8 protein-coding genes, 1 pseudogene and 1 riboswitch are annotated in these 13588 nt (G+C 57.3%); of the genes and pseudogenes, 3 read left to right on the top strand and 6 right to left on the bottom strand.

Annotated features, from left to right (window positions below):
* The coding region (locus AACR14_RS11850) for a glycosyl hydrolase family 18 protein (RefSeq protein WP_026035059.1) at positions 1–1983 on the bottom strand (1983 nt) is incomplete at its 3' end.
* Positions 1984–2086: 103 nt separating this feature from the next.
* Positions 2087–2174, bottom strand: a riboswitch (cyclic di-GMP riboswitch).
* Between the two features lie 234 nt (positions 2175–2408).
* The gene (locus AACR14_RS11845; protein ID WP_019446332.1) at positions 2409–5864 is read right to left on the bottom strand and encodes a hybrid sensor histidine kinase/response regulator; all 3456 of its coding nucleotides are present in this window, start codon (positions 5862–5864) and stop codon (positions 2409–2411) included.
* A gap of 215 nt (positions 5865–6079) precedes the next feature.
* Between AACR14_RS11845 and AACR14_RS11840 the strand changes: the two genes are divergently transcribed.
* The 3 genes from AACR14_RS11840 to AACR14_RS11830 are packed head-to-tail and all read left to right on the top strand — an operon-like array spanning position 6080 to position 8070.
* Positions 6080–6628 carry a DUF2975 domain-containing protein gene (locus AACR14_RS11840; protein WP_019446331.1) on the top strand — a complete coding sequence of 183 codons (549 nt, stop codon included), beginning with the start codon at positions 6080–6082 and terminating at the stop codon, positions 6626–6628.
* 7 nt (positions 6629–6635) lie between these two features.
* On the top strand, positions 6636–6845 hold the full coding sequence (locus AACR14_RS11835) for a helix-turn-helix domain-containing protein (RefSeq protein ID WP_005348179.1): 210 nt from the start codon (positions 6636–6638) through the stop codon (positions 6843–6845).
* 7 nt (positions 6846–6852) lie between these two features.
* Entirely contained in the window at positions 6853–8070 is a 1218-nt protein-coding gene (locus AACR14_RS11830; protein ID WP_019446330.1) for a hypothetical protein, read from the top strand.
* 77 nt (positions 8071–8147) lie between these two features.
* Here the strand turns inward: AACR14_RS11830 and AACR14_RS11825 are convergent, their stop codons facing one another.
* The 4 genes and pseudogenes from AACR14_RS11825 to AACR14_RS11810 all read right to left on the bottom strand — a co-directional run.
* Positions 8148–9302, bottom strand: a complete 1155-nt coding sequence (locus tag AACR14_RS11825) for a 3-phenylpropionate MFS transporter (RefSeq protein ID WP_019446329.1) — start codon at positions 9300–9302, stop codon at positions 8148–8150.
* Positions 9303–9788: 486 nt separating this feature from the next.
* On the bottom strand, positions 9789–10505 hold the full coding sequence (locus AACR14_RS11820) for a hypothetical protein (protein ID WP_019446328.1): 717 nt from the start codon (positions 10503–10505) through the stop codon (positions 9789–9791).
* Positions 10505–13159, bottom strand: a complete 2655-nt coding sequence (locus AACR14_RS11815) for a glycoside hydrolase family 19 protein (RefSeq protein ID WP_202801610.1) — start codon at positions 13157–13159, stop codon at positions 10505–10507. Before AACR14_RS11815 ends, AACR14_RS11820 begins: the two co-directional genes overlap by 1 nt.
* Before the next feature lie 34 nt (positions 13160–13193).
* Positions 13194–13588 (bottom strand): annotated as a pseudogene (locus tag AACR14_RS11810) (type VI secretion system tip protein VgrG); the annotation flags it as partial.

The following is a 13588-nucleotide window of genomic DNA, read 5'->3' as shown; positions in this document are numbered from 1 at the left end:
CTGCGGCGCCTTGTTGGTCACCACCACCTGATCCTTGGCACTCAACTGCTGGTCATCGGTCACTGTCAGCTCGAACACCAGATTGATGTCGGCGGACACGGCATCGAGTACAACACGGGCCTTGGCCTGAGTGGCATCGAGCAAGCCAGCCTGCGGCCCGGAGATCTGCTTCCAGCTGTAGCTGAGCGCGCTATTTTCCGGATCGTGGGAGGCCGAACCATCCAGCGTCACCTCGGTCGGACCGGTCACCTTGAGGTCACTGCCCGCGTTGGCCAATGGCGGCTTGTTGGCTGGTGGAGTCGTCCCCTCGCCGTGGCCCAGCCCTTCATGCATGGCATTGAGGATGTCGCCATTGTCGGCGTCGATCTCCCATGAGAAGAGGCCCCCCAGCTTGTTGGCCAGCACATACTGCCCCTTGGCCTTGACCGAGCGCTCGTTGTCATAGGTGATGAGATCGCCGGTCGAAGCCTTGAACAGATAGGGCGCCTCGGCCACCTCGTCGTAGCCCTTCTCCCAGCCAGCCCCCATCCGGTTGTTGACGATGTCGCGGTAATCCACCACCCCGTCCTCCCAGGTGCCTTTCACCTTGCCGGTCGCCTTGCCGGTGAAGGGGTTGTTGCCCTGATAACCGCTCACGCCAGTCCAGCCACGGCCATACATGGCGGCCCCGACCACCAGCTTGCCCGGTTCAACCCCCTGCGCCAGCAGCTGATTGACCGCCTTGTCGGTGGTGTACTTGGTTGCGGGGTCCCAGCTCGCTGCATAGAGGTTGGTCTGGTGGCCCAGCTCGGTGTTGCTCCATGCACCGTTGTAATCGTAGGTCATCATGAAGATGTGGTCCATGTAGGGCTGGGCCGCCTTGTAGTCCACATCCTGGATCTTGTCGCCCCCCGCCCCGATGGCCGAGGTGAGCTCATACTGGCGACCGGTCTCGGCCTCCAGCTCGTCGAGCATGGCCCGCAGCTCCTTCATCAGGGCCACATAGGTGGCACCATCGCTCGGGCTGCCCAGTTTCGGGTTGGCCCCCTGTCCGCCCGGGTACTCCCAGTCGATATCCACACCGTCGAAGAACTTCCAGGTCTGCAGGAACTCTTTCACCGAGCCGACAAACACATCGCGCTTGGTTTTGTCACCGAGGAAGTAGAAGGGGTCGGAGAGGGTCCAGCCGCCGACCGAGGGGAGGATCTTGAGGTTCGGATAGGCCTGCTTGAGCGCCATCAGGGCGCCAAAGTTGCCCTTGTAGGGCTCATCATGGGCAGTGAGGTTGCCTTGCGGCATCTGGATGGCGGCCCAGGGATCGTGCATCGCCACCTTGAAGTCGGCGCGACCGGCACACGCCCGTTGCAGCGCCTGGAAGCTCCCTTCGATCTCCTTGAGGCTGTCGTTGAGGCCATCCCCGCCGCAGATGGGGGTGAAACCATAGAGGATATGGGTCAGGTTCTGGGCCGGGATCTTCTCCACCGTAAACTTGCGGCCATAGACCCCCCACTCCACATAGTAAGTCCCCACCACCTTGCCGGACTTGTTGGCGTAGGGCTTGTTGTTCTCCTGCAGCGGCGCCTTAAGTGGCGCTAGATGGCTGCCGTCGGTATCGGCAACCACGATCTCCTTGGCATCAGAGAGGGTACAGCCATCGGCGTTGCACAGCGCCACCTGCATCTGGTAGCGCCCCCCTTTCTTCACCTTGAATTTGGCGCTGCCCGCCGCGGCCGAGGGGCCGGACCACACCTCCTGACCATTGAGCAGCACCTTGGCACTCTGGCCCAGATCGCCGCTCCAGAGGTTCCAGTTCACCTCCACATCGGCGGCATCCTTTACCTTGACCAGATTGTTGTAGGCAGTAGCCGCCTGATCGACTTCAACGATGGAAAACTTGGTGGGGCCCCATCCGATGGTCGGCTTGCCGGGCGCCGCAGCATAAGCGGACGAGGCGCAGCACAGACCGACCGCAAGGGCCAGCATGGTAGGCTTTGGACTTAGCATTTTTTATATTTCCCTATTTCGTTATGTTGGCAACGAAAAGGGCTACGCCCTGACAGGTAACGCAGACGGCAGTGCGGCCTCTTGGCAAAGGTGCACAACAACCTGTGGTGGCCCCGCTATCTCAAGTACGGCTCATCCCTGGACCGGAAGCTTTGCGTCCCGATCTTGCGATCGGTTTGCCCTTCGGTTACTTCATTTGCGATGCAAAAAATCGCATCCCGACTATAGAGTGAGCCAATCCGGTCTGCCACTGTCGGCGTTCACCGACAGTGGCAAGCCAATACTGTAACTGGCGGCGATTGCGCGGGAAGATGAAGAGATCTTCGCCAATAAATCTCTGTTTTCGGCATTCATCCATGACCACGGGCCACAGGATCATTGTACGGTTTTGTGAGCAGGTTCACGGCTAGCCGCCCCGGATGCGGCTAGCGCAGCAGCAGGCTGTTCATCAGGGCCCGCAGTTTGAGCGGTTTGACCGGTTTGCTGATGTAGCCATACCCCCGCTCGCGGATCTGCGCCTGCAACTCGCTCTTGCGATCAGCGCTGATGATGATGCCTCCCAGCTCGTCGCCACACACTCGTTGCAGGGCAGCGAGCGCCTCCAACCCGGTCTTGCCATCGTCGAGGTGGTAGTCAGAGAGCACCAGTCTCGGCACAAACCCTTCTGCCACCAGCACCTCGGCTTCGGCCAGATCGACGGCGCAGCGCACCTCGCAGCCCCAGCGGCCGAGCAGGGTACTCATGGCGGTCAGAATGTCCCGCTCGTTGTCGATACAGAGCACGGCTACACCTTCCAGCTGGCTGTCGCGCGCCACCGGCGCAGCCAGCTGATGGGCCGTGACCGGCCGAGTCGCCAGATTGAGGGTCACCGCAAAGACAGATCCCTTGCCCGGCCAGCTCTGCAATGTGAGCTGATGACCGAGCACCAGCGAGATGCCGCGGGCGATGGCGAGCCCCAGACCCAGCCCCTGCTCCTTGGCGGTACGGGAGTGATCGAGACGGGAGAACTCGTCGAAGATCGCCTCCTGCTTGTCTTGCGGGATGCCGGGGCCGTTATCCCACACCTCGATGCGGATCTTCTCCCCCATCCGGCGGCAACCAAGCAGCACCCGGCCGCCCGGGTTGTAGCGAAACGCATTGGTGAGGAAGTTCTGCAGCACCCGGCGCAGCAGCCGCACATCGCTGTGTACCGCGTGCTTGCTCTCCACCACCGAGAAGTGGATCCCCCCCGCCTGCGCCAACACGCCAAACTCCGCCTTGAGGTTGTCGAGCAGATCGCGCAGGGCAAAGTCGAGCTTCTTGGCCTTGAACTTGCCCGCTTCGAGCCGCGAGATATCGAGCAGATCGGTGATGAGATCCTCGGTCGCCCCCAGCGCATCGTCGATATGGCGGGCAATGCGGGCCTGCTCGCCAGCATCGGGCAACATCTCCAGCAGGGAGGAGGTAAACAGCTTGGCGGCATTAAGGGGCTGGGTCAGATCGTGGCTGACCGCCGCCAGAAAACGGCTCTTGGATTGATTGGCCCGCTCCACCTGCTGGTTCACCAGCAGCAGTTGACGGTTGAGTTCGGAGAGCTCACGGGTGCGCTCGGCCACCCGTGCCTCCAGATGTTCGTTCGCTTCGCGCAGCACCCGCTCCGCATCGCGAAACGGCGTGATGTCGGTAAAGGTCATGACGAAACCACCGGCGGGCATGGGGTTGCCCTGCATCTCGATCACCCGCCCGTCCGGGCGCTCCCGCGCCGAGATATGGGCGCTGCCGCGCTTCATAAAGGCAACCCGCCGCGCCACGTGATCCTCGATATCACCGGGGCCACAGAGTCCCTGCTGGGCGTTGTAGCGGATGATCTCTTCAATGGGGCGCCCAGCCTGAATAAGCCCCAGCGGATAGTGGAACAGCTCGATGTAGCGGCGGTTCCAGGCCACCAGCCGAAGCTCCCTGTCCACCACCGAGATCCCCTGTCCGATATGCTCGATCGCCCCCTGCAGCAGGCCGCGGTTGAAGCGAAACACGTCGGAAGCCTCATCGACTATGGTGGCGATCTCCTCGAGCTGCATGTTGCGCCCCTGCAGGGCCGAGGCGAGCACCAGCCGCGCTGACGAGGTACCAAACACCCCCGCCAACAGCCGCTCGGTGTGGGCAATCAGTTCGGCCGAAGCCTGCATCTGGGGCGCCAGGGTGCCGCCCCGCTCACCGGCGAAGCGACCAAAGGCGCGCTTGACCCGGCTTGAGCCGACAAAGCGGGCCGCCAGCATCTCCAGCTCCTTGACCGAGACCCGCGCCTGATAGAGGGCGGCGGTATCGCGGCTCGGCTTGCCGACAAAGTTGGCCGCCTGCAGCCGCTCGCTCACCGCCGGACGGGAAAGCAGCGAGCCAGCCACATAGCCGAGCAGGTTGAAGAGCAGGCTCAGGAAGATGCACCAGGCCCCGAGACTCAGCTCGCGAAACGCAGGCCAGTCCGGCGGCGCCAGCAACTCGGCCAGCGGAGAGCCGGCCAGCAGCCCGCTCTCCACCAGCAGGGTCACGAACCAGAGGCTCACCCCGAGGCTCAACCCAAGATATACCCCCTTGCGATTGCCGTGACGCCAGTAGAGACCGAGCAGCAGGGCCGGCGCAAACTGGGCCACCGCGCCAAAGGAGAGATAGCCGATGCGCGACAAGCTGGTGAGATCGCCGAGCCAGAGGTAGAGCCCCCAAGCCGCCAGCAAGATCAGCAGGATGGCGCCACGGCGCACCTGCAACAGCAGCCGTACCAGCCGCTCGTCGCGCCCCTGCCGCCAGAAGCGGCGCAGCAGCACTGGCAGCACCAGATCGTTGCTCACCATGATCGCCAGCGCGATGGTGCAGACGATCACCATGCCGGTGGCCGCCGAGGTGCCGCCGAGAAACGCCAGCATCGCCATGCCATCGAACCCGAGGGCCATCGGCAGACTGATCACATAGGTGTCGGAGGCCATGTCGGCCCCCACCCACTGCTTGCCCGCCAGCGCCAGCGGCCAGATAAAGAGCCCCATCACAAACAGGTAGAGCGGGAAGATCCAGCGCGCCCAGTGCAGATCCTGCCCCTGATTGTTCTCCACCACAGTCACATGAAACTGGCGCGGCAGGCAGATGACGGCGCACATCGCCAACACCGTATAGATGGCAAGCTCCAGCAGGTTGCCGGGGCTCACCGCCACCACCTGTGCAAAGAAGTCGCGGGTCACCTGCTCGTGAGCCTCGCCCGGTTTGCTCAGGATCAGCCAGAGGGCGAAGCCCCCCACCGCGATAAAGGCCAGCAATTTGACCACTGACTCGAAAGCGATGGCCACCACCATCCCCCTGTGGTGCTCGGTGGCATCGAGATGGCGGGTGCCGAACAGGATGCTGAACAGCGCCAGCAGCAGAGTGACCCCGAGCGCCAGCTCGCTGGTATTGCTGGTCGGGCTGATGCCGCCGCTGTTGACCATCAGCAGATCCAGCCCGGTGACGATGGCTTTGAGCTGCAACACCAGATAGGGGAGGATCCCCATGATGGCGATGAGGGCGATCACCATGGCGAGCCGCTGGGATTTGCCGTAACGGGCGGCAATAAAGTCGGCGATGGAGGTGATGTGCTCGCGCTTGGCCACCAGAATAAGGCGGGCCAGCAGCCGCCAGCCAAACAGAAATACCAGCATGGGGCCAAGGTAGATGGGCACCGGCGACCAGGGGGATTCACTCGCCTGCCCCACGGTGCCGAAGAAGGTCCAGGAGGTGCAGTAGACTGCCAGCGACAGGCTGTAGAGCAGCGGTTGCCCCTTGAGACGGTGCCGTTTGTGCTTGTCTGCCACGAAGGCGATCAGAAACAGCAGCCCCAGATAGGTGAGCGACAATCCGATCAGCAGCCATCCCTGGTGCATCGATAACTCCTTGTCCATGTTGAGTTTTTGTATACAACCTCGCCAGTCTAGAGAGGCTGCGGCCAAAAGTCATCCCCTTCGGACAGATTGAAATTATCGTTTTTCAATAAGTTTTATCTTGACTGCATATCGTAAAACAATAAATATTGCCGATGTGAATATTGATAAACGATAAACTTTACCTTTCAGATAAAACCATCACAGTGAGGAATGAGATGATCTCCAACAAACTCGAACGCTCGAGCATGCTGATCGAATGGCTGCTGCTGCTGGCTCTGCTAGCGACCCCTTTGATCACCTTGCTGGAGGTGTGGACCCCCTTCGGTGGCGCCGATTTTCTGCAGGATAAACTCAACACCATCTTGAGCCGTCCCGGCATCAATCCTGCCGACTATCCCCTTCACTTCTCCACCCGGCTGCTCGGCACCCTGGTGCAGCTGTTGCCGGATCTGGTCTTTATGATGATGCTCTGGCAACTGCGTCAGCTGTTTCGCGGCTACCGCGCCGGTCTGCTCTTCACCTTCGAGCAGATCCGCCGCTATCGGCAGATCGGACTGCTGCTCTGTGTAACCTTCCTGGTCGAATTGATCCTGACCCCCTTGCTGGATACGGTGCTCACCATGAGAGGCCCGGAAGTACTCGGTACCATAGCGCTGAGTACCTCAGATTTCCGGGTACTGCTGGCGGGACTGATCGTACTGGCGCTGGCACTGGTCATGCGCGAGGCCAAACTGCTGGCCGATGAACAGCAACTGACGGTGTGAGGATCCTATGCCCATTATCATCCGCCTCGATGCCCTGCTGGCCGAACGCAAAATGACCGCCCGCGAGCTGGCCCAGCGCATCGACATCACCGAGGCCAACCTCTCGATCCTCAAAAATGGCCACGCCAAGGCGGTGCGCTTCTCCACTCTGGAGGCCATCTGCCGTGAACTCAATTGCCAGCCCGGCGATCTGCTGGGCTACGAGCAGGAGCGCTAACCCTCTTATGAGTCGACATATCACCCTGTTTGCCCTGTGGCTGCTGCCGCTGTGGGCCTGCGCTGGCAATGACGCGAACGGCCCCCGCTACCTTATCGAGCAGGGCGCCAGCGCCAATGTGCTGCAAGTGCACCTCACTATGCAGGGCAAACCTCCCTTTACCCTGCTCCCCGCTCGTCAGTTGCCGGGCAGTGCCACGCCGGTTTCCCCCGCGCTGGTCTGCCTTGCAGACAACCAGCCGGTTGCCCTCAACCAGCCCTTCTCCTGCAAGGAGATCGGCTGGCAGATCACGCTCACACCGGCTCCGGCACTGGGTGCTGATGCCTCGGCCCAACAGTCGCTTTTGTTCGCACCCCATCAGTGGCTATTGACCGAATGGGGCAATCTGGTGCGCCAGCTTGGGAGCCGCCGGGGGAAGGTTTGTCTGCCGGATGGCAGCTGCCAACCGCTGCCGGATGTCAACCAGCCGCCGCTGATCCTGCCATTTGGTCTGGACACAGTGCCCGTCACCAAGCCGGATCCGCGGCTGGTGCTGAGCCATGACGAGACCGCCAACCAGCTCGATCTGCCGGCCTTGCAGCAGCAACTGAATGAGATCATCGACTATCAGGCCTTCCAGCTCGATGTGGATCCGCCCACTCACCCGTGGCAACTGGTGTGGCTGGGGCGGGATGTGGCGACCCGATCCCTTGGCGGCGCCGCCGGAGATCAGGTGTTTGTCGCCAACTACCCCACCGAGGCTGGCAAACCGACGCCACAGGCCCCCTTGCGCCTGCTGCGCACCTCGGCCCACGAGGCGGTGCATATCCTCAGCGCTCGCCGTACTGCTCCACAGCCCACCTGGGTCAACGAGAGCCTCGCCGAATACCTTGCCATTAAGGCGCTGCGCCGCTTTCGGCTGCATCAAGTCACGGCGGTCAACGAGCTGGCCGAGCGGGGCAAACAGCTGCCCCATAGCGAGAGTGGTCTCTATCGGGCGGCTCGCGAGGTGATGGCTGGCGATCGCTCCTACTACCCGCTCTTTTACGTCAAGGGGAGCGCCTTCTGGGAAGCGCTGGATCGGGAGCTGCAACACAATGACGTGACGCTGGCCCAACTACTGCCCCAGCTGGGCTGGCTACCGGATGGCCGCTTTGATGCAACATCCAATGAGCTGCTTGCAGGCACCATCGGCTCGGATACCTGGCGCCGCCTCAGCCGCCTCTATCTGGGCGAGCAGCAGTAGCGCCACAAACCGCAGTAACGAAAAAGGGAGAGCCGTGGCTCTCCCTTTTGTTAGGTGATGATTCAAATAGACAAATATCAGGCTGGAGCCCTCTCCTGTGCAGACGGCGCAAAGGGGCGTAGCCGCAGGAAGAACACCGGCAAGACCACCAGCACCATCAGGAAGAAGATGCCACCACCGAGAGGCTCGAACAGCACGCCGCAAAGTGCCATCAGAGCCGCCACCGTCATGCCGAGGCCAAGGGCCGCATAGAGCGCCTGAGTCGGGATCAACTGCTCGGCGGGCAGCTGGCGAGTCATAAAACGCACCGCCCCGAGATGACTCATGCCGAACGTCACCGAGTGGAGCAATTGCCCCGCCACCAGCACCCACAACTCGGTCGAGGCACCCAGCAATACCCAGCGCACAACACAACCGATGGCACCTGCGATAAAGAGACTCTGGGCGCCAAAGCGCTGCAAGAAACGCTTGTCGGCGGCAAACATACAGATCTCCGCCACCACCCCGAGCGCCCAGAGATAGCCGATGATGGTGCCGCTATATCCTTGCGCCTTCCAGTAGATGGCGCTGAAACCGTAATAGGCGGCGTGGCTCCCCTGCAGCAGAGCTGTCAGCAGCAGGAAACGGCGCACCGGTGCGCTGCGCAGAGTTGCCAGCAAGGATGCTTTGGCCCGCTCGCCCTGACTATCCTGTGGCGCCGGATAGAGCGGCAGCCAGCTGAGCAGCAGCATCAGCGCCAACCCCGCTACCATGGTGTGCAAAATCCAGTCGCTACCAAAATTCCCCACCAACGCCCCCACCAGGGTAGAGGCAACGATAAAGGCAAAGGAGCCGCACAGTCGCACCTTGCCGTAATCGAGGTGCGCCTGCACCACCATGCGGGTCGCCAGCGCCTCCCCCACCGGCATCAGGGTCGGATAAATAAAGTTCGCCAGCAGGGTCAAGCCCACCAGCCACCAGAGGTTATGACTGAGATAGAAACCGAGAAACGCCAGCAAACTGAGCAGGGAGAGCAACCGGGTAACCGGCAACAGATGGCCCGCCCCCTTGATCTGCCCCATCACCATCAGGTTGCCGGCAAAGCGGATCGCCATCCCCGCCCCCAGCAACAGACCAATCATCTCGGCGCTGACGCCCACCCCCTCCAGCCAGAGCGACCAGAACGGCAAGTAAGCACCGTAGACAAAATAGAAGGCGCCGAAAAAGAGCGCTAACCAGGAAAACGCGGGCATAGATCCTCTGCAACCGGATGACGGGAGCAGAATGATAACCCATCCGCCACCGCAGATCCCGATGGAAACCCTGCGCAGAAAATGAAAAAACTTCAATAAAATTGAACTATTACCGAAGAGGTGGGGTCTACCTGGTAACACCTCCTCCTGGTTAGTGTTGCAATCCTTCCACCCGCCCACGGCGGGTTTCTTTTTTGTCCCCTAATCACTTTTTCTCATCACCTGGATCTGCATCTCGGATTCAAATTTAAATCCATCCTCACAACGAAAAATCATCTGGATACAACAAATCTTCGAGCTATCCTGCACCAAAACTATTTGTAGCGATAAAAAACACCGGCGTTAAGCCGGCGTCAGGTGATAACTATGCCTGTACATTCCAAAAAATAAATGCCCCTATCTTCCCTTGTCAAAAATAATTTCCACTTGGAAAGTTATACACAAGCCTAATTAGTTGCAATTAATCAAACTTACTTCTCATATCATCTAACAGCTTCCAGTTAAAGAACAAGGCATCCAGCCAGAATATTCTCGTCCTTTAGTTGATTTATAGACAACATAATCCCAACCTGACTCATGTTTTTTCCTCAGGACAACATCACCTTCGACAAGATAAGACTTAGCTCTGTTAATTGGCAGTGGTTCAGGAAAAAAATAACTCTTCCCTTTTATTTTTAATTTTACATCTTGCCCTTTCATCCATGCATCAAATTCAGGCTTAGACACTGCTTGTAAAATCCTTTCCTTTTTATAATATGGAAAGGAATAGGTTATGCTATTAGCGCCATTAGGGTTTACAATGTCTCCACCAGAGCCAAAATATGACGTTAACTTTTCATCTTTAATCAACTTACCATTGAGATAAGAAAAAACAATGACATTAAAATAATTAGACCAATTCATTCCTGTGTCTGAGTCTATTTGTGACTCCTGAACAACAAAATATTTACTCGTTAAGTTATCAGTGTTTAAGTAGAAGGAATCCTGTATTTTACCCTTAGAAGACAAATAAGGAAGGTAATCAACAAAATACCTCCCCCCATTATTGTCATCAAAAAATGCCGCAATAACATCGTCGCCGATGGTATCATCAATCCTGTCTACGAAAAATAGTTTCCCCTCATGACCCTGAATGGAAGCCTCTGCCTCTGATTGTGCAGCACAAGAAAACGACAACAAAAATAGAAAAAATAAAGCTGGCATTAATTACACTCCCCAAACAATCTAACATGAAGCTCTCTTGCCTCTGCTGTAAATTCAACCCGTTCCTCAAGGCCCTTTAGACCAGGGTTTATGATCTTTGTAATCTTTTTTACTTTATCTAAGTTACTTACACTACTATCCGCTATAGTACCTAATCTGTTCGATTTCCAGAACCAAAACCCAGACAATACTATGGATGGCATGTCACTTTCAACCAGTTCTGGGTTAGAGTATATATTCAACCCCGTCGCTAGAGCACATAGTCTATAGTTTTCCGCATGAGTTAAATGCAACAGGCCACGTCCTCGATAATCTTTTCCTGGAAATTCATTACTCCCAAAAGCATGCTCGCCATATCCAGCATCATTATTCAAAAGATGGCGTTTTATATAATCCATCTTTTCCTCTCTGGATAAATTCAACCCTTTTCGTGCGAAGCCATTATTGATGGCAGTTGGGGCCATAGAGTATAAAGACTCTGCTGTGTAACTTCTATAAACTAAAGATTCCCTGAACGCAGTAAATCTTTTTGTTTCATGTTTCCCCTGCCCCAGTAGATTAATGGCTTGTTCACAAGAACTAATGCCATAGTCAATTGCGTGCTCATTCCATCTAGCAATAAAATCATGAAGGCGAGAATCAGAAACTGATGATGGCGTGAAAGTTCGCATAAATTCAAAAGACAGTGATATATCTTTTTGGCATTTATGGCATTTTATGGCTGTTAAAGTCGCAGGTGCTAATAACCCTATCATCCCCGCAGGATGAATAAACCAAGGTTGGGTATCAACCAATATCGCGCTGGCATCTTCCATCCACGCCATATTGTTGTGTACCTGCATCGCATATTCATAGAGCTTCGGCTGCTCAGCCAACTCCTGTTTTAAGCGGGGCCACTCCTTGCCTGGCTTTACCCATTCACTTTTGTGCTTGATAAACAACATCCGCAACTTGCCCGCCAACTCCTCATCGGCCAACGCGGCCTTGATGTCATTGCCGCTCAGGGTGCCATCGTTGTCTCCGTCTATCACCAGCTTGTCATAGAGGGTACTAAAAAATTTGCTCGCCTCTTTCTGCTGCGGCTCTTCACTCTCGGTATCAGCCTTGTCCAAAAATCCATCGTCATCGCTGCTGCCATCGACCAGCTTGACGCCCAGCTTGTGCCAGTCGTGCTGACTGATGACTTCGACATCACCACCCTGCAATACGAACTCGCCAGCCAACTCCCCGTCCGCAGCAGTCCGCTCACGTACCTTCACAAAGTTGTTGGCACCGTGAGTGACAATATCAGACTCTTTCACCGCCAACGGTAAGACCAGCGGCCCAAAATTGGCAACCTCGTGAAAACCATGCTTGCTATCGCTGGTGAGACGATAGGTAGTGACCTTTTTCTTTACCAGCAGGTAGCCTTGGCCACCGGTTACTCGCGCCTTGTTATTGATGCAATCTTCAAGCACCTGTTTGTCGCTCTCTGCCACAAACACCTCAAAGTGCACGGCTTTGCTGTCTGCGTCTTTCTCGAAACCGCTGGCACCGGCAGTGGCTAGCTCATGCTCACCCCAATGACCGATGATCTCTCCGGCCTGCACCGGTATCGGATTTGCACTGCGGTTAACAACCGGCGCATCGTCTTTGAATTCGACGGGGATAGTCGGTTCGGCGGCCAGTCTGGCACCCATCTTGCCTTTTGCCAGCCAACCAACGGCACCTTTGCCAGCATTGGTCATCACCTGATTGGCACTGTCTTTGACAGTGCCGCTGCCCACCTTGAAAACCTGTACTTTACGAAACTCAGTCGTGCCGCCATTGATGCTTATCATTTGTGCCGGCTCACCAGATATCACGACCTCACTACCTGCAGGCAACCCCAAGCACTCAGCTGTGGTGTCAGCGCTTTTACGTAGCCATGTATTACCAGGGATCTTACAGCGAGCTGGCTTGCCTTCCGGTGGCGTCATCCACGTCGGCTTTTGTGGAAATTCCTGATGCAATTGGCTTGCCGCAATATGGAACAGGCTGTCAGGGTCATCAACGTAGTGCACCAGATAGTAATCGTGGTACTCATCTTTGTGGTTAAGCAGGCTCTTCACTTCCTGGTCGACCAACTTCACTTCAGCCCCCCTTTTCGCATAGACAGGTTTATCGCCAGACAGCCGACGTATCAGCTTGGGAGGTGTTCCCTCTACCACAGGTTTATAGGTGGACACACCTGTCCCCTTGACCGTTACTCGCGCAGCCTCGGGACTGTTGTAGCTGTTCTCACAGGCGATGTGCATGTAGAGGCTGTAGAAGGTCAGCTGATTCTTGCTCTGCTCACCGGCTTCGTAGCGATGACGTACCAGACAAAACGAAGGGGAGGTATACAAGTCAATCTTTCCCTCTGGTTTGCCCTTTTCGGAGCTACGGGTCGCCTTGGCTGGTTTAGTCGCCAGTCGGTAGGCCACAATCTCCCCGTCAGCAATCGCGCGCACTGCGCCGCTCGGGTGCCAGCCTCCGCTTTTACTGAAGTGGATACCACCGTGCCAGATACGGTTGCGGCCTATCGGGAAGGTACCGCTCTTGAGGCCGTTGATCTTCTTGATAAACTCATCGAGAGATGCAATCTCGCTGGAGCCGTTCTCACCCGCCAGTTGCATGGGATAGACGATTTTCATCTTTGTCATTCAATCCTAAGTTGTTCGTCGAACATCAAGCGGAGGGCTGATAATCGCTATCGGGCTCCAGCACCTTGAGCAACGCCTCCATCGCCTTCTCGGTGGCAATCGCCTTGACCAGTTCAACCAGTTCTGGGGCTTTGACCACCTCAACCCCTTTGGGAGTAACGGGAGCCTGACCAGCCCAGCCAGAGCCTGATCCCGGGCTGCCGCCGGCATTGAGCTTGATGGCGGGGCCGACCAGCTTGATGCCACTCGGGTCAACTTTCACAAAACTACCGCCGCCCTTGAGAGTGATCTCGGAGCCCGCCTCCAGCACCAGCTTGTCACCCACCTTGATATGCACCTCTTCACCCGCTTCCACCAAGAGAGATTGGCCTAGCTTCTGATGCAGGGAGGTATCAACTGTCAGCGAATAGTCCGCCTTGA

The organism is Aeromonas sp. 159, assembly GCF_963862045.1.
GTDB lineage: Bacteria > Pseudomonadota > Gammaproteobacteria > Enterobacterales > Aeromonadaceae > Aeromonas > Aeromonas veronii.
Note: the sequence above shows the minus strand (reverse complement) of the source record. Positions and strands in the feature narration are given on the sequence as shown.